24 protein-coding genes are annotated in these 25,955 nt (G+C 66.1%); 11 read left to right on the top strand and 13 right to left on the bottom strand.

Annotation, left to right across the window (positions count from 1 at the left end; translation table 11 throughout):
- Nucleotides 1-4 precede the first annotated feature (4 nt).
- From TK90_RS04305 to TK90_RS04285, 5 genes are all read right to left on the bottom strand, one after another.
- Nucleotides 5-3,106: an efflux RND transporter permease subunit gene (locus TK90_RS04305; protein ID WP_012982268.1), complete on the bottom strand. Its 3,102-nt coding sequence runs from the start codon at nt 3,104-3,106 to the stop codon at nt 5-7.
- A 14-nt stretch (nt 3,107-3,120) separates the two neighbouring features.
- A complete protein-coding gene (locus tag TK90_RS04300; protein ID WP_012982267.1) occupies nt 3,121-4,233 on the bottom strand; it encodes an efflux RND transporter periplasmic adaptor subunit in 1,113 nt (370 codons plus the stop codon).
- Nucleotides 4,230-4,964 (bottom strand): TetR/AcrR family transcriptional regulator, encoded by a 735-nt coding sequence (locus TK90_RS04295; RefSeq protein ID WP_012982266.1) that lies wholly within the window; start codon nt 4,962-4,964, stop codon nt 4,230-4,232. Before TK90_RS04295 ends, TK90_RS04300 begins: the two co-directional genes overlap by 4 nt.
- Before the next feature lie 103 nt (nt 4,965-5,067).
- On the bottom strand, nt 5,068-5,742 hold the full coding sequence (locus TK90_RS04290; protein WP_012982265.1) for a type 1 glutamine amidotransferase domain-containing protein: 675 nt from the start codon (nt 5,740-5,742) through the stop codon (nt 5,068-5,070).
- A gap of 116 nt (nt 5,743-5,858) precedes the next feature.
- A complete protein-coding gene (locus TK90_RS04285; RefSeq protein WP_012982264.1) occupies nt 5,859-6,623 on the bottom strand; it encodes an HAD family hydrolase in 765 nt (254 codons plus the stop codon).
- 136 nt (nt 6,624-6,759) lie between these two features.
- On the opposite strand from TK90_RS04285, the gene dksA reads away from it, so the two are divergent.
- From dksA to thpR, 6 genes are all read left to right on the top strand, one after another.
- On the top strand, nt 6,760-7,212 hold the full coding sequence (gene dksA, locus TK90_RS04280) for an RNA polymerase-binding protein DksA (protein ID WP_012982263.1): 453 nt from the start codon (nt 6,760-6,762) through the stop codon (nt 7,210-7,212).
- A 314-nt stretch (nt 7,213-7,526) separates the two neighbouring features.
- Entirely contained in the window at nt 7,527-8,468 is a 942-nt protein-coding gene (gene gluQRS / locus TK90_RS04275; RefSeq protein ID WP_012982262.1) for a tRNA glutamyl-Q(34) synthetase GluQRS, read from the top strand.
- Nucleotides 8,469-8,560: 92 nt separating this feature from the next.
- Nucleotides 8,561-8,734 carry a hypothetical protein gene (locus TK90_RS15230; RefSeq protein ID WP_012982261.1) on the top strand — a complete coding sequence of 58 codons (174 nt, stop codon included), beginning with the start codon at nt 8,561-8,563 and terminating at the stop codon, nt 8,732-8,734.
- A complete protein-coding gene (locus TK90_RS04270; protein WP_012982260.1) occupies nt 8,724-11,669 on the top strand; it encodes a sensor histidine kinase in 2,946 nt (981 codons plus the stop codon). Before TK90_RS15230 ends, TK90_RS04270 begins: the two co-directional genes overlap by 11 nt.
- Entirely contained in the window at nt 11,666-12,979 is a 1,314-nt protein-coding gene (locus TK90_RS04265) for a sigma-54 dependent transcriptional regulator (protein ID WP_012982259.1), read from the top strand. The genes TK90_RS04270 and TK90_RS04265 overlap by 4 nt, the downstream gene beginning before the upstream one ends.
- Nucleotides 12,980-13,008: 29 nt before the next feature.
- A complete protein-coding gene (gene thpR, locus TK90_RS04260) occupies nt 13,009-13,530 on the top strand; it encodes an RNA 2',3'-cyclic phosphodiesterase (RefSeq protein WP_012982258.1) in 522 nt (173 codons plus the stop codon).
- On the opposite strand, the gene TK90_RS04255 is transcribed toward thpR, so the two are convergent.
- Both TK90_RS04255 and TK90_RS04250 read right to left on the bottom strand, forming a co-directional pair.
- The gene (locus TK90_RS04255; RefSeq protein WP_012982257.1) at nt 13,520-13,810 is read right to left on the bottom strand and encodes a P-II family nitrogen regulator; all 291 of its coding nucleotides are present in this window, start codon (nt 13,808-13,810) and stop codon (nt 13,520-13,522) included. The genes thpR and TK90_RS04255 overlap by 11 nt on opposite strands.
- 4 nt (nt 13,811-13,814) lie before the next feature.
- Nucleotides 13,815-14,762, bottom strand: a complete 948-nt coding sequence (locus TK90_RS04250) for a sodium-dependent bicarbonate transport family permease (RefSeq protein WP_012982256.1) — start codon at nt 14,760-14,762, stop codon at nt 13,815-13,817.
- A gap of 172 nt (nt 14,763-14,934) precedes the next feature.
- On the opposite strand from TK90_RS04250, the gene TK90_RS04245 reads away from it, so the two are divergent.
- Both TK90_RS04245 and codB read left to right on the top strand, forming a co-directional pair.
- Entirely contained in the window at nt 14,935-15,513 is a 579-nt protein-coding gene (locus tag TK90_RS04245) for an NAD(P)H-dependent oxidoreductase (protein WP_012982255.1), read from the top strand.
- A 45-nt stretch (nt 15,514-15,558) separates the two neighbouring features.
- Nucleotides 15,559-16,821, top strand: a complete 1,263-nt coding sequence (codB, locus tag TK90_RS04240; RefSeq protein ID WP_012982254.1) for a cytosine permease — start codon at nt 15,559-15,561, stop codon at nt 16,819-16,821.
- 9 nt (nt 16,822-16,830) lie between these two features.
- Here the strand turns inward: codB and TK90_RS14625 are convergent, their stop codons facing one another.
- Nucleotides 16,831-17,148, bottom strand: coding sequence for a hypothetical protein (locus TK90_RS14625; protein WP_012982253.1), 318 nt, complete (start codon nt 17,146-17,148; stop codon nt 16,831-16,833).
- Nucleotides 17,149-17,370: 222 nt separating this feature from the next.
- Here TK90_RS14625 and TK90_RS04235 point away from each other — a divergent pair, with 222 nt between their 5' ends.
- Nucleotides 17,371-17,751, top strand: a complete 381-nt coding sequence (locus TK90_RS04235) for a DUF2237 family protein (protein WP_012982252.1) — start codon at nt 17,371-17,373, stop codon at nt 17,749-17,751.
- 10 nt (nt 17,752-17,761) lie between these two features.
- On the opposite strand, the gene TK90_RS04230 is transcribed toward TK90_RS04235, so the two are convergent.
- The gene (locus TK90_RS04230) at nt 17,762-18,517 is read right to left on the bottom strand and encodes a DUF3581 family protein (protein WP_012982251.1); all 756 of its coding nucleotides are present in this window, start codon (nt 18,515-18,517) and stop codon (nt 17,762-17,764) included.
- Nucleotides 18,518-18,595: 78 nt separating this feature from the next.
- The gene (gene recQ / locus TK90_RS04225) at nt 18,596-20,476 is read right to left on the bottom strand and encodes a DNA helicase RecQ (protein ID WP_012982250.1); all 1,881 of its coding nucleotides are present in this window, start codon (nt 20,474-20,476) and stop codon (nt 18,596-18,598) included.
- Nucleotides 20,477-20,684: 208 nt separating this feature from the next.
- Here recQ and TK90_RS04220 point away from each other — a divergent pair, with 208 nt between their 5' ends.
- Both TK90_RS04220 and TK90_RS04215 read left to right on the top strand, forming a co-directional pair.
- Complete coding sequence (locus TK90_RS04220; RefSeq protein ID WP_012982249.1) at nt 20,685-21,683, top strand: diguanylate cyclase; 999 nt, start codon at nt 20,685-20,687, stop codon at nt 21,681-21,683.
- A complete protein-coding gene (locus TK90_RS04215; protein WP_012982248.1) occupies nt 21,684-23,495 on the top strand; it encodes an ABC transporter ATP-binding protein/permease in 1,812 nt (603 codons plus the stop codon).
- A 1-nt stretch (nt 23,496) separates the two neighbouring features.
- On the opposite strand, the gene iscX is transcribed toward TK90_RS04215, so the two are convergent.
- The 3 genes from iscX to hscA are packed head-to-tail and all read right to left on the bottom strand — an operon-like array spanning nt 23,497 to nt 25,937.
- Nucleotides 23,497-23,700: a Fe-S cluster assembly protein IscX gene (gene iscX / locus TK90_RS04210; RefSeq protein ID WP_012982247.1), complete on the bottom strand. Its 204-nt coding sequence runs from the start codon at nt 23,698-23,700 to the stop codon at nt 23,497-23,499.
- A gap of 10 nt (nt 23,701-23,710) precedes the next feature.
- Complete coding sequence (gene fdx, locus TK90_RS04205; protein ID WP_012982246.1) at nt 23,711-24,049, bottom strand: ISC system 2Fe-2S type ferredoxin; 339 nt, start codon at nt 24,047-24,049, stop codon at nt 23,711-23,713.
- Between the two features lie 4 nt (nt 24,050-24,053).
- Nucleotides 24,054-25,937: a Fe-S protein assembly chaperone HscA gene (gene hscA, locus TK90_RS04200; protein ID WP_012982245.1), complete on the bottom strand. Its 1,884-nt coding sequence runs from the start codon at nt 25,935-25,937 to the stop codon at nt 24,054-24,056.
- Between the last annotated feature and the right edge of the window lie 18 nt (nt 25,938-25,955).

Raw genomic sequence — 25,955 nt, 5'->3', positions numbered from 1 at the left:
AAGGTCAGGCGGGACCTGCGTCGGGCTCCTGCGCCTCCAGCGTGTCGGCGTAGTGATCGCGCGCGACATAGGTGTAGATGGCCGGAACCACGAACAGCGTGAACAACGTGCCGATCGCCATGCCCGCAGCAATCACCAGGCCCATCGCGAAGCGCGAACCCGCCCCGGCACCGGTGGCCATCAGCAGCGGCACCATCGCCACCACGGTGGCCGTGGTCGTCATCAGGATGGGCCGCAGACGCAGGCTGGCCGCCTCCTCGATCGCATCGCGCAAGGGGCGCCCCTGACGCTGCAACTGGTTCGCGAACTCCACGATCAGGATGCCGTGCTTGGCGATTAGCCCGATCAGGGTCAGCAGACCCACCTGTGTATAGATGTTCAGGGAGGTCACGCCCAGGCTGATGAAGATCAGGGCACCGGCAATCGACATCGGCACCGTGGTCAGAATGATCAACGGGTCACGGAACGACTCGAACTGCGCGGCCAGCACCAGGAAGATCACCACCAGCGCGAAGAAGAACGTGACGACCAGATCCCCGCCCTCGGCCTTCAACTGGCGCGACTCGCCGGCATAGTCCACGTTCACATCCGGCGGCAGCACCTCGGCAGCAATCCGGTCGATGATGTCCAGGGCCTCGCCTAGCGTCACGCCCGGGCGCGGCACCCCCTGCAGCGTCACTGCATTCAGCTGCTGGAAGCGGTTGAGCTGGCGCGGCGTGACGGTCTCCTCCAGCGTCACGATACTGGACAGCGGCACCGGCTCGCCGTCCGCGGTGCGCGTGTACAGCTCTTCGAGTTGCTCCGGCGTCAGACGATCGGAGCGCTGAACCTGCGGGATGACGCGATAACTGCGGTTCTCCATCGCAAACCGCCCGGCGAACCCGCCGGACAGATACGTCGCCAGGTCGGCATTCAGCGTCGCCATGTCGATCCCGAGCTGCGAGGCACGCTCGCGGTCGATCTTCAGATCCACCCGTGGCTGGTCGAAGTTGAGATCGGTATCCAGAAAGATGAACCGACCCGTGGCCATCGCACGATCCTTGATCTCCTGGCTCAGTTCGTTCAGTTCCTCGAACGAGCTGGTCGAGCCGAACACGACACTCACCGGCGCGCCCTGCCCCGGGGTCGGCAGCTGGGGAGGCTGGATCGCGAACACCTCCAGCCCTGGCAACCCTTCCAGCGCCGGCTGAAGGTCCTCTTCCAGGATCTTGGCAGTCGTTCGTTCACGCTGATCCCAGGGCGCCATCACAAAACCGCCCAGGGCCTGGTTGGTCGCCCCGGCCATGCCGGGCCCGCCGCCAAAGCCGTTCACGATAAAGATATTGTCGAGCTCGGGGATGCGGTCGAAGAAGCCGTCCGTCAGCGCGGTGTTGCGCTCCAGATAGTCGATCCCCATGTAGGCATCGCCTTCCATGATCGAGAAGGCGAAGCCCTGGTCCTCCTGGGGCTCCAGCTCCGTCTGGGAGGTCACAAACAGGAAGTAACAGGAAACCAGCACGATGGCACCGAATACGGCGACCGTGAAGCGGTCATTCAGTGCCCCGTGCAGGCGTCGGCGATAGCGCTCGCGCAGGCTGTCGAAGCGAGCGTCCAGCCACGACTCGATGCGCCCGCGTCGCTCGACCGAACCATCGCGCAGGATCTTCGAACACATCATTGGCGAGAGCGTGATCGCGACAATCCCCGAGATCACGACCGTCGCCGCGAGGGTAAATGCGAACTCGATGAAGAGCGTGCCGGTCAGGCCGCCGATGAACCCCAGCGGCAGGAAGACCGCCACCAGCGTGGTCGACATCGCGACAATCGGCCAGGCGAGTTCGCGCGCCCCCTGGATCGCCGCATCCATACGCGACATGCCCTCCTCGATATGCCGCGAGATGTTCTCCAGCATGATGATCGCGTCATCGACCACGATGCCGATCGCCAGCACCATCGCCAGCAGCGTCAGCAGGTTCAGCGAGAACCCCATCAACAGCATCAGCATGAAGGTCCCGATCAGGGACAGCGGCACCGCCACCGCCGGGATCAACACGCTGCGCCACGACCCCAGCAACAGATAGATCACCACCAGTACGATCAGCAGCGCCAGCACGATGGTCGTCAGTACCTCGTCGATCGCGCTCTCGATGTACTCGGTGGAGTCATAAACGATCTCGCCCTCCAGCCCCGAGGGCAAGCGCGGCTCGATGCGCTGCTCGAAGATCTCGCGTACATCCGCGATCACTTCCAGAGCATTGGCATCCGGCGCCAGCTCGATGCCGATGAAGGTCGCCGCCTGACCGTTGAAGCGCACCGAGGTATCGTAGTTCTCTGACCCCAGCTCCACCTCGGCAATGTCGCCCAGGCGCACCAGGTCGCCATCCTGCTCGAACAGGATCAGCTCCTCGAAGGCCTCCGGGGTCTGCAGATCGGTATCCGCAGTCAGATCCAGGCTCACCATCGAGCCCTTGGTCTGCCCCACCGCGGAGAGGACGTTGTTGCCCTCCAGTGCGGAGCGCACGTCGCGTCCGGTCACGCCATAGGCCGCCATGCGGTCGGCATCCAGCCAAGCGCGCATCGCAAAGCTCTGGTCACCGAGGATTTCGGCCCGCTGCACACCGTTGACGGTCGCCAGCTCGGGCTGCACCTCTCGGATCAGGTAGTCGGTGGTCTGGTTGTTGGAGAGCCGCTCGGAATAGAACGACATGTACATTGCCGCCACGTCCTGACCCACGGAGAGATCCACCACCGGATCCTCCGCCTCGGACGGCAGGTCGCTGCGAATCTTGTCCACCTGGGCGGAGATCTGTGTCAGGGCCTGGTTCGGGTCGTAATCGAGCTCCAGGAACGCCTGCACCGTGCTCATCCCCGGCAGGCTGTTGGAGACGATGTAGTCGATCCCCTCTGCCTCGGCGATCTCGCGCTCCATCGGCGTGGTAATGAATCCCTGCACCAGGTCCGCATCTGCTCCGATATAGGCGGTGCTGACCGTGACGACGGCGTTCTGCACCTCGGGGAACTGGCGCACGTTCAGGTCGAATACCGCGCGCACCCCGAACAGCAGGATGAACAGGCTGACCACAGTGGCCAGCACGGGCTTCTGGATAAAGACATCGGTAAAGCGCATCGTCGCGGGCTCGCTCAGCGATTCGCCGGCCGCGGATCGCGTTCGGCATCCGGCTGGGCATCCTCCGTGATCTTCACGGGGGTATCGTTCTGCAGCTTCAGCAGCCCGCTGACGGCGATCTCGTCACCCTCTTCCAGACCATCTACGATGCGCACCAGGTCACCGCGCCGTTCGCCGATCTCCACCAGGCGCTGTTCCACGCGCTTGTCGCCGTCATCGTCCTCGTAGATCACGAACACCGAGTTGCCCCAGGGCGCAAAGCGAACCGCCGTCTGCGGGACGACCAGGCCTTCCTCCGGCTCGCCACGCTGCAGCGTGACCCGGGCGAACTGGCCGGGGCGCAGGCGATGGTCCTCGTTGGTGATCATTGCCTGCACGCGGAACATCCTTGAAGCAGCTCGGACACGTGGCTCGATCGCGGTAATCTGCCCCTCGAAGGTCTCGCCATAGGCATCGACGGTGACCTCGACCGACTGCCCCAGTTCGACATTCGCCAGCCGGCGTTCGGGCAGCGTGAAGTTCACATAAAGTGGGTCCAGGGACTCCAGCACCACGATCGGGTCGCCCGGGCCGACAAACTGGCCCTCGTTCACCTGGCGAATACCCAGTTGCCCGTCAAAGGGCGCCCGCAGACGCTTCTGACGAATCCGCGCCTCCTGCGCATTGACCGCCGCCTGCGCCTGTTGCGCCTCGGTGGCACGGCGCTGGAACTCCGAGTCGGAGATATCGTTGCGCTGCACCAGGCCCCGCGCCCGTTCCAGCTCGCGTGCGGACAACTGCGCCTCGGCGCGCAGGCTTTCCAGCTCCGCCTCGTCCAGCTCGGTGTCGAGCTCGACCAGCGTCTCGCCCGCCTCGGCGAAGGCCCCGTTGGCGAAGTGGATGCGATCGACAATGCCCTGCGCCTCGAAACTCAGCGTGGCGCCCTGCACCGCCTCCAGATCCCCCACCGCGCGCAGCTGCGGGGCCCAGCGATCGGTTTTCACGGTCGCCGCATTGATGGTCGCGGTCGGCTCCGGCATTTCGTCAAAGAACTCCGCGATCTGCTGATCCACGAAGGCCTTGAAACCGAAGATGCCACCCAGGACCAGGGCTACGCCCAGCAGCATCAGAAAGAATCGCTTGCTCATGAAGTTGCCTCGGGAATGTGCTCGCGCAGGACCGCGCGCACCCGCTCCGTCTCGGCGCGCACGACCGAGGGTTCGTCCGGATCGATCCGCGGTTCCCAGCGCCAGCCGGTCAGCAGTGCATGGGTGTGGCGAATCAAGTGTTCATACGGGCGGTGGATGTCGTAGGCATCCAGCAACCCCTGGGCATTGGCAAGAGTCTGCATTCCGGTATTGAGCGCCCACGGGCCCAGCCCCATCTCTTCCTCGCCCAGTTCCTGGGCCAATGGAAGGTCCTGGTTGGCCCGAGCCTCGGAAACAATCACGGTCACCGCCTCGCTTATGGGCTGCGCGGCCTCCAGCAACTCCTCCCGGCGCGCCTCCGACGTACTCGCCCAGACCACCTCTGTCGTCACGAACTGAGTCAGGCGATAGTAATCCGGATTCACCTGCGCGAAATCGATATCGGCCAGCACCATGGCCAGCATTCGTGAACGCGTTCCCAAAGGCAGCCGCGGAATCCGCCGAAAAACCTCGGCACGCTGGCGCGTCGTCCGGGTGGCGACGGCCGCCAGCAGGTCCTCCTTGGAGTTGAAATGCTGGTACAGCGTGCCGGTCGCGTACTCGCACGCGGCCGCCAGACGCGACATCTGCAACGCCAGAAGGCCCTCCGAGCGGATCAGCTCGTGGGCCTTTTCGACAAAGAGGGTCTCACGCGCCTCGCGCTCGCGCTGCTTTCGGTTCTCGGTACCCATCGGCGCAGCCTACCGAATTGGAACCAAGATTTGAACCTCGTTCACGCATTCAGCAAAAAAACCGGGGCCCAGAAGACCCCGGTCGCCTGTCGTCGGCACCCAGTCAGCCGGCTTCGCGCAGAAGGCGCACGATCGCGTCGGCCACGCTCTTGCTGGACTGCGGGTTCTGCCCCGTCACCAGCTTGCCATCGACCACGACATGGTCGGCCCAGTCCTCGGCAGTCTCGACCTCCCCGCCCAGTTCGGCCAGGCGGTCCTGAAGCAGAAACGGCACGGCCTGGTCGAGCTGTACCGCCTTCTCCTCACTATTGGTGAACGCGGCCACCTTACGACCCTTCACCGCCGGGCTGCCGTCCTTCAGCATCGCGCCGACCAGGCAGGCCGGCCCGTGACACACCGCGCCCACGACCTTGTCGTTTTCCAGAAACTCGGCCACCAGGCGCTGCACATGCGGGTTTTCCGGGAGATCGAACATCGTCCCGTGCCCGCCGGGGAAGAAGATCGCCGCGTACGCATCATGGTGCATGCCTTCATCGAGATGGATCGTGTCGTCCAGGGCCTCCTGCGCGGCGACCGCGGCCGGGCCGGGATGATTCGACTCCAGGCTCTTGGGGTCCAGCGGCACGGGCCCGCCCCTGGGGCTGGCCACCTTGATCTCGAAACCGGCCTTGCGGAAGCGGTCATACGGCACCGAGAACTCGTCGAACCACACGCCCGTCGCGTGGCCATCGCCGATCTCGCCGTGACTGGTCACCACCATCAATATCGTCTTGCTCATCCCGCGAACTCCTGTTGCGTCCGTACAAGTCGGTGGACTCGTCATGCGGCCGGCGGGTTCCGGGGATTCCAGGTCATTGAGCCGCCCATCAGCACGGATACGGTGTTGGCAGCCCCTCAGGCCGCCGCCCACCACGCGCGCAAGGCCGTCACGTCCACGCAAGACCCCGGCAACGCCGGACCCTCCAGAACGGTTGCGGGCTGATCTGGCTCGCCGAACCCGTCGAGTACCGCCAGCGCACCGGCAAAATCCTGCCGGCGGGTGTAGTCGTTCGTGGTCACCACGACCTTCAGGCCCGCGCCCCGCGCCGAGCGTACGCCGTTGTCCGAGTCCTCAAGGGCCAGGCACTCCTCGGGACCGAGATTCATCGCCTCCATCGCGTGCTGGAAGATATCCGGGGCGGGTTTCTTCTCCGGGACGACGTCACCAGCCGAGATCACCTCGAATCGGTACGGGCCCTCTTCGCCCAGCGTCGCCACCAGCAGCGCAGTGACGTTCTCGGGTGTCGTGGTGGTGGCAATCGCCAGGCGCAGGCCCGTGGCCGCCGCTTCGTCGAGCAGGCGCTCGACGCCTGGACGCAGCGGTATCGCACCCGTCTCCAGTAGCGCCACGTAGTGCCGTGTCTTGGCCGCATGCAGATCGCGGATGCGCTGATCGATGCCGGGCTCGGCCAGGATCTCCGGGTGCTCCTCCGAGAGGTACTGGCGGATGCGTTCCTTGCCACCCGTGACGCGCAGCAGCTGTCCGTAGCGCTCGACGCTCCACTCCCAGTCCAGCCCGGCCTCGGCAAACGCCTTGTTGAAGGCCACGCGGTGGCCGTCACGCTCGGTATCGGCCAGTGTGCCGTCGACATCGAAGATCAAGGCCTTCAGTTCCTGCATCCGAGTTCCTTTGATATCAGTCTGATAAATGGGCATTCACGCTTGGACACACACAAAAACCCTGGCACGGGACTTGCCCGCCCGCACCGTCTCTGGTACTAAGTGCGCCTCATTTTTCCAGCCGGAGAATGCCCGCATGGCTGCCGACAAGAAACAGGACCAACCCTCCACCAAGCACATGGTTGCCGGAGGTATCGCGCCCTACGAGCCGAAGTCCGGCGAAGAGTACATGAATCCGGAACAGCTCGATCATTTCCGCAGCCTGCTGCGGGCATGGCGCCAGGAGCTGGCCGAAGAGGTCGATCGTACCGTGGGCCACATGCGCCAGGACGCCGCGAATTTCGCGGACCCGGCCGACCGCGCCACCCAGGAAGAAGAGTTCGGCCTGGAACTGCGTGCCCGCGATCGCGAGCGCAAGCTGTCGAAGAAGATCGACGAGGCGCTGCGCAAGATTGACACCGGGGACTACGGCTACTGCGAGACCTGCGGCGTCGAGATCGGCATCCGCCGCCTCGAGGCACGCCCGACCGCCACGATGTGCATCGACTGCAAGCAGCTGGCGGAAATCAAGGAAAAGCAGATGGCCTAGGGAGACGCTGATTTAATCGCACGTCCGCGCTCGAGTCGCTTTTGCGTGGGAACAAGGCGCGGTGACTGCCGTGCAGTCATTCTGCACAAGGGAACCGCAACGCAGTTCCCGCGCAAAAGCGGCCGAGCCCCTGCTTTCAATGGCTTGTGGGGTTGGTGCCCCCTGTTCCCCGATCCTGCGTTGCGCCGCTTGCGGGTAGAACCACTACCCGCTACACGACGCGCCTTGTCTCGGAAAACAGGGGGCACCAACGCGGACGTGCGATTCAATCAGCGTCTCCCTAGCAGGTCATCCGGCGGCAGGATGGCGGTGCCATGACGACCGCCAGCCCGAATCAAGGCACCCCCTATGTGGGGCGCTTTGCCCCCACCCCCTCCGGCCCGCTGCATGCGGGTTCCCTGTTCGCCGCCGTCATCTCGTGGCTGGATGCCCGCAGCCACCATGGCCGCTGGCATCTGCGTATCGACGACGTCGACAGCCCGCGCGTACAGCCGGGGGCGGAATCCGCGATCCTTTCAGCACTCGAGACCTTCGCCCTGTACTGGGACGGCCCGGTCACCCGCCAGAGCAATCGCACCGCGACATACCAGGCCGCGCTCGAGCATTTGCTGGAGCGGGACCTTGCCTTTGGCTGTTCCTGCACCCGGCGCGACCTTGCCCATAACGGCAAACCGGGCTGGGAAGGCCCAATCTACCCCGGCACCTGCCGCCATGGCCCGCCCGCCGGGCGCCCACCACGCGCCATTCGCGCCCGTGCCTTGCAGCCGCACTGGCTCGTGGAGGATCGTTTCCTGGGCTCCGTCGCCTTCGACCTGGAGACCCTGGGCAGCGACTTCGTGATCCGCCGCGCCGATGGCCTGTTTGCCTACCAGCTGGCCACGGTCGTGGATGATATCGAACTGGGCGTAACCGACGTCGTGCGCGGGGTCGACCTCCTCGGGTCGACCCCGCGTCAGATGCAGCTCTACCGCTCTCTGGACGCCCACCTGCCGCGCTACGCGCATCACCCCGTGGTGGTCGCCGGACGCGGCCACAAACTTTCGAAGGCAACGGGCGCCAAGGAACTGCACGAGGACAAAGCCCGTGCCCAGGTCGCCTCCGTTCTGGACTGCATCGGACTGCCGCCCAGCGATCGCGATCGACCCGACCACCCGGCCACACAACTGGCCGAGGCCCTGGATCAACTGGCCGGACACCCTCTGGCCACGCGCCTGCCACTTGCCACGGAAGTGCCCACCCGCGATCACGCAGGGTAGACTGCCGCCATGCTGCCCGCCCCCATTACAGCAACCGCGCCACCCCATGTGACCAGCGGCGCGCGGCTTCACACCCCCCGGAGGCGCTGACAGTGGGTGCCTCACGCGCGATCCTGATCGCCCTGCTTGGGGCACTGCTGTTCCTCAGCCCGCTGGTGATCTGGGTCGCGCACCTGACGCCGGCCTGGTGGTGGCCGTTCGCCGGCTGGGCCGCATTCATCGTCCTGGTCGCCGTCGCCTTTGCCGGAGGCCGCCGTGACCCTTAGCCTGGGCCTGATCTATGCAGTCGGCGTTGCCTACCTGGCCCTGCTTTTCGGGATCGCCTTCCTGGCCGACCGGGTCCCGCGCATCGGGCGTATCGCAGCTAATAGCTGGGTGTTCAGCCTGTCGCTCGGCGTCTATGCGACATCCTGGACCTTCTACGGCAACCTCGGCTTTCTCGCGGACCATGGCTACCTGTACCTGACGATCTACCTGGGTGTGACGCTCGCCTTCGCCGCCACCCCGTGGCTGCTGCGCCCGATCCTGCGCCTGACCCGCGAGCAGCAACTCACCTCGCTGGCGGACCTGTTTGCGTTTCGCTATCGCAGCCGCTGGACCGGGCCGATCGTCGCGCTGTTCATGCTGTCCGGGGTACTCCCGTACATTGCACTGCAGATCAAGGCGGTCGCCGAATCCGCGGGCGTGCTGACGGCCGAGACGCCGCCGCACCTGCTGGCCCTGACCTTCAGCGCCACCATCGCGTTGTTCGCGATCCTGTTCGGTGCCCGCCATATCGCTCCGCGCGAGAAACACGCCGGACTGGTACTGGCCATCGCGTTCGAGTCCATCGTGAAGCTGCTGGCGATCCTCGGCATCACTGCAGTCGCTCTTTACGCAGTCTTCGGCGGGTTCTCCGGCCTGGACACCTGGCTGACCGAGAACCCAGAGGCCGTGGATGCGCTGTATGCGCCGGTGCGCGAGGGCGGCTGGTTCGCGATGATGATCCTGGCGTTTGCCGCCGCCTTCCTGCTGCCGCGCCAGTTCCACATGCTCTTTACCGAGAACATCAACCCGGCGGCGCTCAACCGGGCCGCCTGGGCCTTTCCCGCCTTCCTGCTCTTGCTGAACCTGCCGATGCCGGTGCTCTACTGGGCCGGCGAGGCGGCGGGCCTCGGCATCGACACCAACTACTACGCGATCGGTATCGCCGGTATGCTCGACTCGCCGTCGCTGGCCCTGCTGGTGTTCATTGGCGGGCTCTCCGCCGCCAGCGCGATGATGATCGTGACCACGCTGGCCCTGGCCCACATGGGGACCAACTACCTCTCGCCACTGACGCGCCTGCACGACGAGGACAGCGCCGCCGCCAACCTCTATTCCCGGCTCCTGTGGGGGCGCCGCCTGTGGATCGTGTTCATCATCGGTCTGGGTTATGCGTTCTACGGCTTGCTGCAGGTGGTCGAGGGCCTGGCCCAGCTGGGCCTGATTTCGTTCGCGGCCGTGGCCCAGCTGCTGCCGGGGCTGATCGGGCTGATGCTGTGGAAACAGGCCAACCGCGTCGGCTTCCTGCTGGGGCTGGGCGCGGGCATCACCGGCTGGCTGTTGACGCTGGTGCTGCCGCTGATGGCCAAGGCAGGGATCATTGCTGGCTACCCGGACCCACAGGCAATGCTTCGGGCCGAGGCCCTGGACCCATGGACCTTTGCCCTGATGTGCAGCCTTGGCATCAATGCCGTGCTGTTTGTGCTCGGATCACTGCTGACCCGCCCCAACCGCGAGGAGACCGAGGCCGGGCGCGCCTGCTGCCCCAACGAATCGGCCGGGACCGGCGGCGGCCTGCCGCTGGCCGGCGATGTCACCGAGATGGAGACCGCACTGGCCGCCACGCTCGGTGCCAGCGCCGCCCGTCACGAGGTCCAGCGTGCACTAGACGACCTCGGCCTGCCGCGCCACACCCGCTCGCGCGGCGACCTGCGCACACTGCGCGAGCGCATCGAGCGCAACCTGTCAGGCCTGCTGGGCCCGGTGCTCGCCCGCATGATTGTGGACCAGCACCTGCGTCTCGACGCCGCCGGGCGCCACACCCTGAGCGAAAGCCTGCGCCGGGTGGAGGAGCAGCTCGAGACCCGAGCCCTGCCCCTGTCGGGTCTGGCGGCCGAGCTGGACGCCCTGCGCCGCTTCCACCGGCAAATCCTGCACGAACTGCCGCTGGGGGTCGCAAGCCTTGGCACCACCGGCGAGATCACCGGCTGGAACCAGGCCCTGGCCAAACTCACCGCGATCAGCACCGAACAGGCCGTCGGATGCAATCTGCAGCAGCTCGAAAGCCCCTGGGCGGGGCTGCTGACCGCCTTTATCGAAAGCCCGGATCGCCAGTGGTACAAACTCAATGTCGACCTGCCCGATGGCAACCGTCGGCTGAATCTCCACAAATCCGCACTCCAGGACGAACATGGCCGGCTGGAGGGCCGCATCGTCCTGATCGAGGACATCACCGAACGCGCCCAGCTGGAATCCGAGATCGCCCACGGCGACCGCCTCGCCTCGATCGGACGCTTCGCGGCCGGGGTCGCACACGAGATCGGCAACCCCCTGACCGGCATCGCCTCGCTGGCGCAAAACCTCCCACTGGAGCAAGACCCCGAGGAGGTGAGGGGCACCGCCGAGGACATCCTCGCGCAGACACGCCGGATCAACGCCATCGTGCAGTCACTGGTCACCTTCGCCCATGCCGACGAGGGTCCCTCCGCCGGGCATTTCGAGACCATCGCGCTGGATGCCATCGTCCAAGAGGCGATCCGCCTCACCCGCCTGGCCGGACGCAAGGACCTGCGCTTTGATCTGGACGGCCTCGAAGGCCACTACCTGCGCGGCTCGCACGCGACCCTGCTGCAGGTATTCATCAACCTGCTGACCAACGCCGAACAGGCCTCGCCCGAGAATGCGACGGTATCGATCAGCGCGAGCGCTCGCGGTCGCAATATCCACCTGATCATCGACGACCGCGGGCCAGGGATCGAGGAATCCAGCCTGGAGCGGCTGTTCGAGCCGTTCTTTACCACCAAGCCCGCGGGCCACGGCACCGGACTCGGTCTGCCAGTGGCCTACAGCATTGTGCGCGACCACGGTGGTACCCTGATGGCCGCGAACCGCCCGGAGGGCGGGGCGCGCTTTATCCTGATCCTGCCGCGACACAAACCCGATGGCGACCACGCATGACGCGCATCCTTCTGGTTGACGACGAAGCCCCGATCCGCCGTGCCGTGCGCCGGTTCCTGGAGCATCACGGTTTCCAGGTACGTCTGGCCGAAGACCTCGCCAGCGCCCGTGCCGCCCTGCGGGAGGAATTGCCGGATCTGATGCTGGTGGATCTGCGCCTGCCCGACGGCGAGGGCATCGAACTACTGGCCGAGGCCGGTCATACGCCCACCGTGATCATGACCAGTTACGCCTCGGTCCCATCGGCCGTCACCGCGATGAAGGAAGGCGCGGCTGACTATATCGCCAAGCCATTCGATCACGATGCCCTGTTGCTCACTCTTCGCGCCGCACTGCGGGCCGGGACCCCCGCCGCAACAACGGCGGGGAACGACCGCGATCCCGACGCTGATGGCCTGGGCCTGATAGGCGACAGCGTGGCCATGCAGCGCCTGCGCGATCAGATCCACCGGGTCGCGACCACCCAGTCCACCGTACTGCTGCGTGGCGAGTCGGGCACCGGCAAGGAGCTGGCGGCACGGGCCCTGCATCGGCTCAGCTCGCGCGCAACCGGGCCGTTTATTGCGGTCAACTGCGCAACCATCCCCGAAGGTCTGGTCGAGGCCGAGCTGTTCGGCCATGCCCAAGGCGCCTATACCGGCGCCGTCAAGGCGCGCACCGGCCTGATCCAGGCCGCTCACGGCGGCACGCTGTTCCTGGACGAGATCGGCGAACTGGCCCCGGCCGCGCAGGCGCGGCTGCTGCGCGTGCTGCAGGACGGCGAGATCCGCCCGGTGGGCGCCAACGAAAACCTGAAGGTCGATGTCCGCCTGCTGGCGGCCACGCATCGCGACCTGGAGGCGATGATCGGCGAGCAGGCCTTTCGTGCCGACCTGTACTACCGCTTGCGCGTACTGGAGCTGTCGATCCCGCCGCTGCGCGAGCGGCGCGAGGATATCCCGGCACTGGCCCGGCATTTCCTCGCCGATCTGGCAGGGAACGGCGGACCACCCGCCGAACTTACCCCAGCCGCGCAGAAATCCCTCGAGACCCACGACTGGCCAGGCAACGTGCGCGAACTGGCCAATGCCCTGGAGCGCGGCTGGGTGCTGAGCCCGGACGGCCGGATCGAACCGGACCACCTGGGGCTGGCCCCGGCTGCGGGCAATGGCGACACGCCCCCTGAAGGATCGAGCCTCAATGACTACTTCCGCCGCTTCGTGCAGCAGAATCAGGATCAGATGACCGAGACCGAGCTCGCCCGTGCCCTGGGTATCAGCCGCAAGACCCTGTGGGAACGGCGCCAGCGCGAGAACCTGCCCCGCCCCTGAGCCGCCTGACCGGCTCGAGGAGAGACGCTTTGAGCAACCGGCGCCGCGTGTTCATTGCGCTTTGGCCTGACGAAGCCACGCGGGAGATGCTGGATGAAGAGGCGAAACGCCTGGGCGGCCCCGGCCGGCCCATACCCAAGGCCCATCTGCATCTGACCCTGGCCTTTGCCGGCACCATCCCCGCCACCCAGGTCGACTGCATCGCCCGGGAGATCGGCATGCTGGAGCAGGAGGCCTTCCCGCTCACGCTGGACCGGCTGGGGCATTTCGAGCGGGCGCGCGTCAGCTGGATCGGGCCCTCCGAGACACCGGCCGCGCTCGACACGCTCGCGGCCCGGGCGCGCGACCTCGCCCGGGCCTGTGGCGTCACGCCGGAGGATCACCCGTTCCTGCCGCACGTCACCCTGCGCCGCTTCGCGCGTCCGCCCGAAAGCGACCGGCCCGAACACCCGATCCACTGGAACGCGGCGGAGGTCGCGCTGATCGAATCCGGCCAGGATGGCAACCCCGGCCTCTACCAGGTTCTCGCGCGGGTTCGGTTCAGTTCTTGAGCGTGACCGGAGAGGTGAACATCAACAGGCCATAGTCCGCCTCGTACTGCTCCTTGAACTGTCTGGCAATGCGGTCGCACAGGTCCGGGGAACCGACCACCTCCAGCTTGATGTTCCCGCCCTGGCGCCAGTTGCCCCGGCGCTTGCCATGCTTGCCCCAGCCACGGGTGTCGGACACGGTGTAGCCGGCCGCGCCCTGGCGGCGAACCTCGTCGATCAGGATGTCCTCGAGGATGGCCTCGGCCACCACCGTCAACAGCAACATCTCGTCCGATTGCATTGCCCTAGCCTCCCAACGAGTAGAGCCACTGGGTCATCCAGAAATACAGCGGGACGCCCAGGAAAATATTGAACGGGAAGGTAACCCCCAGCGAGGCCCCGATCGACAGCGCGGGGTTGGCCTTGGGGACCGCGATCCGCATGGCCGCGGGTGCGGCGATGTAGGACGCACTCGCGTACAGGGTAGCCAGCAGCAGCGTACCGCCCAGGCTCATGCCCAGGCCCCAGCCCAGCAGGATCCCGAGGATCGCCGAGACCACCGGCATCACGATCGCGAACACTACCAGGAACAGCCCGTACTGGCGCACCTCGGCGATCCGGCTCGAGGCGACCAGCCCCATCTCCAGCAGGAACAGGGCCAGCACGCCCTTGAACAGATCGAAGAACATCGGCTCCAGTGGGTCCATCAGTTCGGGACCGGCCACGAATCCGATCACCAGCCCACCGGCGAGCAGGAAGATGCTCTTGCCGAAAAAGACCTCGTGCATGGTCTTGCCCCATTGCACCGGTCCCTTCGTGCCCATGCGCGCCAGCAGGATGCCGATCACCAGTGCCGGCATCTCCAGCAGCACCAGGAAGACCACCATGTGGCCCTCGTAGTCGATCCCTCGGGCCGCGAGAAAGGCCACCGCCACCGAGAACGTCACCACACTGACCGACCCGTAGTGCGCGGCGATGGAGGCCGAATCCGCGCGCGGCATATGCCCCAGCCAGCGCAGCACCGGGAACGCCAGCAGCGGGATCAGGGCCCCGACCATCAGCACCGCAAGGCCAGGCAGGATGAGCGGCACCAGCTCGCTTTCCGCCAGCTTCACGCCACCATGCAAGCCGATGGCCAGCAGGAGGTAAATCGACAGTGCCTCGTAGATCGCCATCGGGATCTTGAGGTCCGACTTGGCCAGCCCGGCAATCGCCCCGAGCAGGAAGAACAGAACTACCGGATCAAAAGCCATTTCAACCCGTCTCCGTTACTGCACTGCACTGCAGCACCCGAAATATCGTAGGGCAAACTCGAATCGATGTGCACCGATCCGCCGCTGCTACTGCCAGTAAAACCAGACGGCTGCAGTGATGGGCTACGCTCGTATTCAAGTGCTTTGTTCCCGAGCAGTCGGAGGCTGGCCGATGACACGCATCCTGATCCTGCAGGGCCACCCGGACCCGGCCGAAGGCCACTTCGACCATGCGCTGGCCGACGCCTACCGCGAGGGCGCCGAGCGTGCAGGTCTCGCAGTGGACACGTTCCCGATTGCCCAGCGGGACTTCCCATTGCTGCGCAGCCAGGCCGAGTTTCTGGACGAGACCGTACCCCCGGCGATCCTCGAAGCACAGGAGCTGATCGAGGTCGCCAACCACCTGATGCTGATCTACCCCCTGTGGATGGGCGACATGCCCGCGCTGGTCAAAGGCTTTCTGGAGCAGGTCTTTCGGCCATCCTTTGTGGGCGACGGCGACATGAATCAGTTGCGCCATACCCGCCTCAAGGGCCGCTCGGTACGTATCGTCGTCACCATGGGCATGCCGGCCCCGATCTACCGCTGGTTCTATCGCGCGCACAGTCTGAAGAGCCTGGAACGCAACGTCTTCCGCTTCTGCGGTTTGGGCCCTGTGCGCCACACCCTGATCGGGCAATCCGGGGGTGACGACGCCTCGCGCACACGCTGGCTGGAGAAGATGCGCGCCCTGGGCGCCGAAGCGAAGTAGGCCCAGCACCGGTACACTCCCCGGACTCCCAGCCGGCGGCCCCGTGTGAACCACAACGACCACCCCCTGAGCGAAGTACCGGATCATGCCCGCAAGGGGTTCTTGTCCATGACCGTGGTCCTGTTCGGGTTCACCTTCTTCACCTCGACTCTTTGGGCTGGCGGCTCGCTGGGCACCGCCTTCAGCTTCGGCGAGCTGATGCTGGTAATTGCGCTGGGCAATCTCCTGCTCGGAGCCTATGCCGCCACCCTCGCCTACATCGGCTGCCGAAGCGGGCTGCACACGGTGCTGATGGGGCGCTTCTGCTTCGGCGAATGGGGCAGCAAGCTCTCCGACGTGATCCTCGCATTCACCCAGATCGGCTGGTACGCCTGGGGTACCGCGACCGTCGCGATCATCCTGGTGGAGACCACGGCCCTGCCGGACGCCATGGAAGTCGGGCTGATGGTGCTGTTCGGCTTTGCCTTCTGCATCACCGCGATGATCGGCTACCGCGGCCTCGACTGGCTCTCCCGCGTTGCCGTTCCGGTGATGCTGCTGTTTATCCTGTTCACGCTGTTCATTGGCGTCGGCGAGGTCGGCGGCCCCGGCGGTCTGCTGGGACAGGTCCCGGCAACAGAGATGGGCTTTGGTGCCGCGCTCACCATCGTGATCGGGACGTTTGTGGGCGGTGCGACGCTGGCAACCAACTGGACCCGCTTCGCCCGCACACCGCGCATTGCGGTAATCGCCACCCTGGCGGCCTTCGTACTGGGGAATGGGCTGATGGTACTGACCGGCGCACTGGGCGCGCTGATCTATCACGAGGCGGACATCGTCCACGTGATGCTGGCGCAGGGGTTCGTGACCTTCACCCTGCTGATGCTGCTGCTGAACATCTGGAGCACCCAGGACAACACCATCTACAACTTCGGCGTGGCCGGCTGCAATCTGCTGCGCACGCAACGCAGGCGTCTGGTGACGGTACTCGGGGCGGCCATCGGCACAGCACTGGCGGTGGCCGGGATGTATGACTACCTGGTGCCATTCCTGATCCTGCTGGGGACCTTCATCCCGCCGCTGGGCGGCGTAATCATGGCCGACTACTGGCTGCGCCACCGGGGGCAGTATCCACAACTGGCCGAGACCCGGCTCCCAAGCGTTCACTGGCCGGGGCTGCTGGCCTACGCCGCCGGCTCGGCGTCGGCATACTACTCGCCCGTCGTGCCGCCCCTGGTCGGCGTGGTGGCCGCCACCATGGCCTATGCGGTCTTGATGAACCCGGCCCTGCCCGCCGCGCTACGTGCACGGCGGGCAGGAAGCCGTTAGAGAGACCGATCAGAGATCGGGCGTGGGCGGGGTCGGTGGCTCCGGGAGATCGGACGGGTCCGGCAGCGGGCCATCCCCCGGCTCGGGCGGGCTCGGCGGGCCCGACGTCCGCGGCGGCTCCGGCAGGTCCGGGCTGCCACCCCCGCGCTGCTGCCCCGGAGGCGTCCCACCATGGCCGGGCGGCGGGTTGCCTCCGGCCGGCGTATCGCCACTGGCCCCGGGCGCACCACCCGGCGGTCCACCGGGTCCTGGTTGTGCCTGAGCGGTACCCACCGCAAACAACGCGCCCAGTGCCGCCGCCATTACCCAACGTTTCGTCGACATCATGTCACCTACTCCTTGCGTGGGTTCCTGCCCGTGAGTCCGTTTGCCAGGTCGGGGCGTTCCGGTCCACCCGAAAAACTGCCGACCACCTCACGTTTCGACCCGTGTAAAGAGCCCCGAGGATGCAATCCGGGATGATCGCTTACCAAGCGTGCAGGAACCGCTCGGTACGCTGACGACTTCGATATCCTGCAGGGCAGATCATTCGACAGGAGATGCTGACTGATGCAGCGCTTCGAATCCCGCAACGTCTTTGGTCGTCCACTGGAACCCTGTGGCACCGATCCCGTCACCGGTTTCTATCGCGATGGTGACTGCGCCACCGGCCATGACGACCAGGGCATTCACACCGTCTGCGCCGAACTGACCGAGGAATTCCTGGAGTTCTCGCGCGCGAAAGGGAACGACCTCAGCACACCCAACCCGGCATTCGGATTCCCGGGCCTGAAGGCCGGGGACCGCTGGTGCCTTTGTGCCGGGCGCTGGCTGGAGGCCTACAAGGCCGGCTGTGCGCCCGGGGTGTTCCTGCGCGCTACGCACGAAGAGACGCTGGCGATCATCCCACGCGATATCCTGGCCGAACACGCGCGCGACACCGCCGACTAGGCGGTCTGTTTTATCCGACCACCCGCCGTGCGCGGACCTCGCCGATGTAGGCGGCCTTCCAGCCCTCGTAGTCGGCCACCAGTTGTTCGACGTCCGCCGCATCAAACGGCCGCAGCCCGCTCAGCACCAGATGCTTGCTGCCTTCGGCCACCACGGCCTGGTCGATCACCAGCTCGTAGTCGAGGCGGATTTCCCCGCGCTTGCCATGGACGGTCATCACCGCATCCTTGAGCCGCGGCTCGGGAACACCCGCCGTCGCGGCCAGTGGCTCCGGCAAGCGGAACCCCATGCGCTCGTACATCACCAGCGGGCGTTTGGGGTTCACCATCACCCCGTGCTCCTCCATCAGCGGCACGAGCACATGCGGGAAGTTCTGCCCGGAGAAACTGACGTAGCTGCGGATCAGCGACTCGATCACATCCGGATCATTGATCACACGGCCGGAACGCTCGACCTCGATCACGCTCTTGCCGCCGTCCGCCGTAATGGCAAAGGCATCACCCGGGTTGTCCGGGAAGATCAACGGCACATGCCCGCCCACCATGCTGGTGAAACGGAAATGCATGTTCGCGCTCGCGCCGAACGTATCCAGCACCAGGGCAAACAGCAGATCACCCGGCACACAGAAGCGCCGATTGTCGGCGTCATGGATCGGGTTGAAATCGCCCGCCAGCGTCTTGGCGAAGTCGCTGCCCTGTTCGGGAGTAACCACCAACTGGCCATCCCGGAGTTCGTAGAAATCCTTCAGAAAAGGGGTATGGCTCACGCGGTCTCCCCGGCTGTTGTCGTCTTGTTATCGGGCCTTTCCCTGCTTGATGGGACAGACCCCGTCGCGTTTGCACCACTATAGCCCGAAATGCCCCTCGATGGCCCGAATAAAGGCATCCCCGTAGCGCTCGAGCTTGTGCTGCCCCACCCCGGTAATCCCCGCCATCTCTTCCGGCGTACGCGGGGCGCTGGCGACCATTTCCAGCAAAGTCGCGTCGGAGAAAATCACATACGGCGGCACACCCTGCTCGCGCGCCAGATCGGTGCGCAGGGCTCGCAGGCGCTCCCAAAGACCCCGGTCCTCCGGGTCCATGGCCGACACACTGCGGGCGGTATCCCGCCGCGCCGGCCGGGCTGTGCGTGACGGGCGCGCCTGTTCCTCGCGCAGATGGATGGATTCCTCCCCGCGCAATACGCCGCGGCAGGAGGGATCCAGTTTGAGCCCTCCATGGCCCTCGTCGTCCAGCCGCAGCAGGCCTCGGGCCAGCAACTGGCGCACCACCCCACGCCACTGCATCTTGTCCAGTTCCGCGCCGATGCCGTAGGTGCTGAGCCGATCGTGCCCCAGCCGCTGCAGGCGCTCGCTCGACGAACCTCGTAGCACATCGATCACATGCCCGGCCCCGAAACGCTCACCGGTGCGGTAGATGCAGGACAGAAGCTTCTGCACCGGCACACTGGCATCCCAGGTCGCGGGCGGATCCGTGCAGTTGTCGCAGGTCCCGCAGGGTTCCGGCATGTGTTCGTCGAAGTACGCCAGGAGGGCCTGACGGCGGCAGCTCGTGATCTCGCAAAACCCGAGCATCGCGTCCAGTTTCTGCTGCTCGATGCGCTGGCGCTCCGGGCCGGCCTGAGAGCCCTCCAGCATCTGCCGCAGCGTAACCACGTCCTGCAGGCCGTAGACCATCCAGGCATTGGCCGGCAGCCCGTCGCGCCCCGCGCGCCCGGTCTCCTGGTAGTAGCCCTCCAGGCTCTTGGGCAGGTTCATATGCGCGACAAACCGAACATTGGGCTTGTCGATCCCCATGCCGAACGCGATCGTGGCCACCATGACCACGCCTTCCTCACGCAGGAAGCGGGTCTGGTTCTCCGCGCGCGTCCGAGCAGAAAGGCCCGCGTGGTAAGGCAGCGCGGGAACCCCCTGCTCCGCCAGCCACTCGGCTACCGCGTCGACCTTCTTGCGCGACAGGCAATAGACGATGCCCGCCTCGCCCGCGTGCTCCTCGCGGATAAAGCGCAGCAGGCGGTCGCGCGGGGCACCCCCGCGCCCGCCATCGGCCTGGGCCACGCGATAGCGGATATTGGGACGGTCAAACGAACTGATGAACGCGCGGGCCTGTTCCAGTCGCAGCCGTTCGCGGATCTCCTGGCGGGTCGGCCCGTCGGCCGTGGCGGTCAGCGCCATGCGCGGGACATCCGGGAAGTGTTCGGCCAGCACCGCGAGCTGGCCGTATTCCGGCCGGAAGTCGTGGCCCCACTGGGAAACGCAGTGCGCCTCGTCGATCGCGAACAGGGCCAGCTCGATCCCCTGCAGACGCTCCAGCATGCCCGAGGCAAACAGCCGTTCCGGGGACAGGTACAGGAGATCCAGCTCGCCCGCATGGAGTGCGGCCAGCACGCCGCGCGCGGTCTCGGCGTTCTGACCAGAATCCAGGCTGGCCGCGGCCACCCCGTTCTGGCGCAAGGCCGCCACCTGGTCCTGCATCAGCGCAATCAGCGGGGAGATCACGACCGCACAGCCCGGCCGTGCAAGCGCCGGAATCTGGTAGCACAGCGACTTGCCGCCGCCGGTGGGCATCAGCACTACGGCATCGCCGCCGGCGGTCACATGCTCGATGACCGCCTGCTGCTGGCCGCGAAAATCGGAATAGCCGAAGGTCTCGCGCAGGATGTCCAGCGGCGCGGTGGCCGGTGCGCTTCCCTGCGCGTGCCCGGCGGCGAGACGTGTCGGTTCCAAGGGTAACTCCAAGGTTCAATGCATAACGCAGCCTGCCGAAACCCCCCGGAGCCTGCAAGCCTGGCACCGGGCAAGCCACACCGAGAAGGACAATTCGCCGAACGCTGGTCACGTTCTCGCACGGGCGTGTAGATTCATTACAATCGTCCACCTCGCAGGATGCCGAGCGTCACCCGCCAATCGCCTCCCCACCGCAGGACCCGAACCCATGCCCGACCCAGCCCACGAGCAGGTGCACGCCGCGGTGCGCGACTACCTCGATACCTGGTTGCGCCGCCGTGATACTGACAGGCTACTGGCGCTCCATTCAGCCGAAGTCTGCGGTTTTGGCACCGGGGTCGACGAGGCCGCATTCTCCCCCGAGGACGTCGTGCGAATCGTCCGGCGCGACATCGAGCAGGCCCCGGAACCATTCGACTATGCGATTCATCGGGAACACATCACTTTTCCGCACCCGGACGTCGCACTCGCGATGATCGCCTTTGACATGAAGACCCGCATTCACGACCAGTCCGTTCACCTCCATCACCTGCGTGGCACGCTGGTCTTTCGGCGGGAAGGCAGCGCCTGGCGCCTGGCTCACCTGCATGGGTCGTTCCCGACCACCATCCACGGTGAAGGCGAGCCCTATCCCATCAAGGAACTGGAGGACCGCGCACAGGTACTGGAACGCATGGTCCGCGACCGCACGCAGGACCTGGAAAACGTCCAGCGACACCTGGAACACCTGGCGACCACGGATCCCCTCACAGGGCTGCACAACCGAATGAAGGGAAACCACGCCCTTGAGGACGAACTTGAACGCGCACGGCGGCAATCGAGCCCGCTGGCCACCATCATGGTGGATCTCGATCACTTCAAGGCCATTAACGACCACCAGGGCCACGCGCAAGGTGATCACGTACTACGGGCTGTTGGACAACTGCTGCATGAACGTCTTCGCGAGACGGATACGGCGGCGCGATGGGGTGGCGAGGAATTTCTGATCCTCTGTCCCCATACCACCGCCGGACAAGCTTCCAGCCTCGCCGAGACCCTGCGCCAGTCGATCGAGCAGCACGATTTCGGGACCGATCCGCCGCTCACCGCGAGCTTCGGCGTCGCCGCCCTCGAACCGGGCGATACGGCCGAGGGCCTGATCGCGCGCGCCGACCGGGCGCTCTACGCGGCCAAACGCGCCAGCCGCAACTGTGTCGAGCACGCCTGAATGCGCGGCCACGCGAGCCATCCGGACGCCCCAACCCCCGGGGCGGTGAACTGGCGCATCCTCAAGAGCCTGCTCCCCTATCTGGCGGAGTTTCGCGGGCGGCTGATCCTGGCGCTCGTGCTGATGGGGCTGGCCAAGCTGGCCACGGTCGCGATCCCGCTGGCGCTGAAATACATCGTCGAGCACTTCGAGGACGCCGGTACCGAGGCACTGGTCGCCGTACCGGTGGCCCTGGTGATCGGCTACGGGCTATTGCGCTTTGGCAGCACGCTGTTCGGCGAGCTGCGCGACGCAGTCTTCGTGCGCGTGGCGGAACGCGCGATGCGCCGCGCCTCGCTGCGCGTCTTCCAGCACCTGCACCGGCTGGAACTGGGTTTTCATCTGGCTCGCGAGACCGGCGGCCTGGCGCGCGACATCGAGCGCGGCACCAGCGGCATGAGCTTCCTGCTGCGCTTTACCGTATTCAACATCCTGCCGACCCTGATCGAGATCGCGCTGGTCGCGGTGATCCTGCTGATCGCCGTGGGGCCGGTGTTCATGGTCACGGTGCTGGTGGCCGTCGCGGTCTACATCGCCTTCTCGATCTGGATCACCGAATGGCGCACGCGCTTCGTGCGCGAGGCCAACCTGCGCGACAACGAGTCCAACACCCGCGCGATCGACAGCCTGCTGAACTACGAAACCGTCAAGTACTTCGGCAACGAGTCCTTCGAGGCCGAACGCTACGACCGCGGGCTCGCGGCCTGGGAACAGGCACGCACCAAGAACGTCCTCACGCTCGTGCTGCTGAACTCCGGACAGGCGCTGATCATCGCCGCCGCGATCACCGTGATCATGCTGCTGGCCACGCGTCAGGTGGCTGCCGGCGAGATGTCACTGGGGGATCTGGTGATGGTCAATGCCTACATGATTCAGCTGTTCATGCCGCTGAACTTCCTCGGCTTCGTCTATCGCGAGATCCGCCAGTCGCTGGCCAACATCGAGCGTTTGTTCGGCCTGCTGGAAAAGCCCGTGCAGGTGGAGGACCGCCCGGATGCCCCCGATCTCGAAGTCCGGGCGGGCACGGTGCGCTTCGAACATGTGGATTTCGGCTACCACGGCAACCGGCGCATCCTCGACGACGTCTCGCTGGAGATCCCGGCCGGGCACAAGCTGGCCGTGGTCGGCCCCAGCGGGGCCGGCAAATCCACTCTGGCGCGGTTGCTGTTTCGGTTCTACGACGTGGACGGCGGGCGCATCACCATTGACGGTCAGGATATACGCGAGGTCACGCAGGCCAGCCTGCGCCGCGCCATCGGCGTGGTGCCGCAGGATACCGTGCTGTTCAACGACAGCATCCGCTACAACGTCGCCTACGGCCAGCCAGGCGCGGACGAGCAAGCCATTCGCCGCGCGGTGCGCCTCGCCCACCTCGACGACTTCATCGCGCAGCTGCCGGACGGGCTGGATACGATTGTGGGGGAACGGGGGCTGAAGGTCTCCGGCGGGGAAAAACAGCGGATCGCGATCGCCCGCATGCTGCTGAAGGATCCACCGATCCTGGTCTTCGACGAGGCGACTTCGTCGCTGGATTCAGGATCGGAGAAGGCGATCCTGCGGGCGCTGAACGAGATCTCGGTGCGCCGGACCACGCTGGTCATTGCCCATCGGCTGTCCACTGTGATGGACGCCGAACAGATCGTGGTGATGGAGCACGGCCGGGTGGTCGAGCGCGGCACGCATCGCGAGCTGCTGGCAAAGGGTGGCGCCTATGCGCGCCTATGGCACCATCAGCAGGAAGAGGCCGAGCACACCCTCGAAGGCGACGGGTAACTCAGTCGTCGACGTCGGCCTCTTCCATCCAGGCGAGCTGGATCGCCTCGAGGATGCGCTCGCCGGAACGGTTCGGGTCATCGTCGAACTCCGGCAGCTCCATGACCCACTGTCGCAGGTCCATGAAGTTGACGTTGCGCGGGTCCACGTCCGGGTGTTCATCCGCCAGCTGGATCGCGATTTCCTGCGTATCGGTCCATTTCATCGTGCTGTCCTCAGTGGTTCTCGGAGACCTGGTTGATCGTGTACTTCGGCAGTTCGACCACGAGATCGTTATCGGCCACGATCGCCTGACAGGAGAGCCGGGAATCCGGTTCCAGCCCCCAGGCCTTGTCGAGCATGTCTTCCTCGTCCTCGGTCGGCTCCTCGAGGCTGTCGAAGCCCTCGCGCACGTAGACGTGGCAGGTCGTGCAGGCGCAGGACTTCTCGCAGGCATGTTCGATCTCGATCCCGTTCTTCAGCGCGAGATCGCAGATGCTGACACCCGGCTCAGCCTCGATGGAGGCCCCCTCCGGGCAGATTTCCTCGTGGGGCAGAAAGATTACCTGGGGCATATGGTCAGTTCCCTGCGTCGTATTCGCTAACGTTGTGTCCGGCGAGCGCGCGCCGGATGCTGTCATTCATGCGCCGCGCGACAAAGGCCTCGGAGGCCTGCTCCACGCGCTTGCGCGCAGCCTCGATGGCGTCGGGATCGGCACCCTTCTCGCGTTCGGCGCGCAGGGCGTCGCGCGCCTGTTCGATGGTCCGGCGCTCCTCGGCCTCGAGGTAACGATCGCCGTCCGTCTCCAGCGCGGCATCCAGTGCCTCCAGCACGCGGTCCGCCTCGACCTGCTCCTCGCGCAGGCGCCGCGCCTCCATGTCCTCGCGCGCGGAGGAGGCGGAATCGCGCAGCATCTGCTCGATCTCGCTGTCGGTCAGGCCGTAGCTCGGCTTGACCTCGATATGCGCCTCCACGCCCTGGGTCTGCTCGCGTGCGGTCACGTTCAGCAGCCCATCGGCATCGACCTGGAAGGTCACGCGGATGCGCGCGGCCCCGGCGACCATCGGCGGGATACCGGACAGGGTGAAACGCGCCAGCGAGCGGTTGGCATCGACCACATCGCGCTCGCCCTGCACCACGTGCAGCGACATCGCGGTCTGGCCGTCCTTGAAGGTGGTGAAGTCCTGCGCGCGGGTGGCCGGGATCGTGGTGTTGCGGGGGATGATGAACTCGACCAGCCCGCCCATCGTCTCCAGACCCAGCGACAGCGGGATCACGTCCAGCAGCAGGAGCTCGGTATCCGGCTTGTTGCCCGCCAGGATGTCCGCCTGCTGGGCCGCCCCGATGGCGACCACGCGATCGGGGTCGATCCCTGCATGCGGCGCACGACCAAAGAACTGCTCCACCGCCTCACGAACCGCCGGCATGCGCGTGGAGCCCCCGACCAGCACGACCTCGTCGATGGCATCGGGCGCGAGATCGGCATCCTCCAGCACCTGCTGGCAGGCCGTCATAGTGCGCTCCAGCAGGGGCTTGGCCAAGTCCACCAGTGTCGCGCGGTCGAGATCCGCGGTGAAGCTCGAACCATTGGCGCGCACGACCTCGACCCGGGTGCTGTCGGCATCGGTCAAGGCCTCCTTGGCCTTGCGTGCGGACAACAGCACGCGGCGCAGACGCTGCGGGTCGGTTTCGCCGGTCATCCCGGCCTGATTCAGCAGCCAGTCCGCAATTGCACGGTCAATGTCGTCGCCGCCGAGAGCCGAATCGCCCCCGGTCGCCAGCACCTCGAACACCCCGCGGCGCAGCTGCAGGATGGAGATATCGAAGGTCCCGCCACCGAGGTCATAGACCGCAATGGTGCTCTCTTCGGCCTGGTCCAGCCCGTAGGCGACCGCTGCGGCGGTCGGCTCGCTGATCAGGCGCAGGACGTTCAGGCCCGCCAGTTGCGCTGCATCGCGCGTGGCCTGGCGCTGGGGGTCATCGAAGTACGCGGGCACGGTAATGACCACGCCCTCCAGCTCGTCACCGAGTGTCGCTTCGGCACGTTCGCGCAGGGTATTGAGGATGTCGGCCGATACCTCAACCGCCGTCTTGTCCCCGGCGGCCGTCTCGATCCGCGGAACGCTGGAGTCCCCGGTCTTCAGCCGAAATGGCAACTCGCCGGACAGCGTGGCCACATCCGCCGCGCCCCGGCCGATCAGGCGCTTGACCGAGGCAATGGTGTTGTGCGGATCATCCGCCGCATGCTCGGCCGCCTCGTACCCGACGCTGACCGCATCCGCACCGTAGTGCACGACCGAAGGCAGGATATGGCGGCCCTGCTCGTCCGGCAGGGTGTCGGCCACGCCACTGCGCACGGTGGCGACCAGCGAATGCGTGGTGCCCAGGTCGATCCCGGCCGCCAGGTGCCGCCGGTGCGGGGCGGAGTCGGCTCCGGGTTCGGTGATCTGCAGTAACGCCATGGAAAATCGGCTCCTTTG

The organism is Thioalkalivibrio sp. K90mix, assembly GCF_000025545.1.
Lineage (GTDB): Bacteria > Pseudomonadota > Gammaproteobacteria > Ectothiorhodospirales > Ectothiorhodospiraceae > Thioalkalivibrio.
The sequence above is the reverse complement of the archived record's forward strand: the minus strand, read 5'-3'. Positions and strand labels throughout refer to the sequence as shown.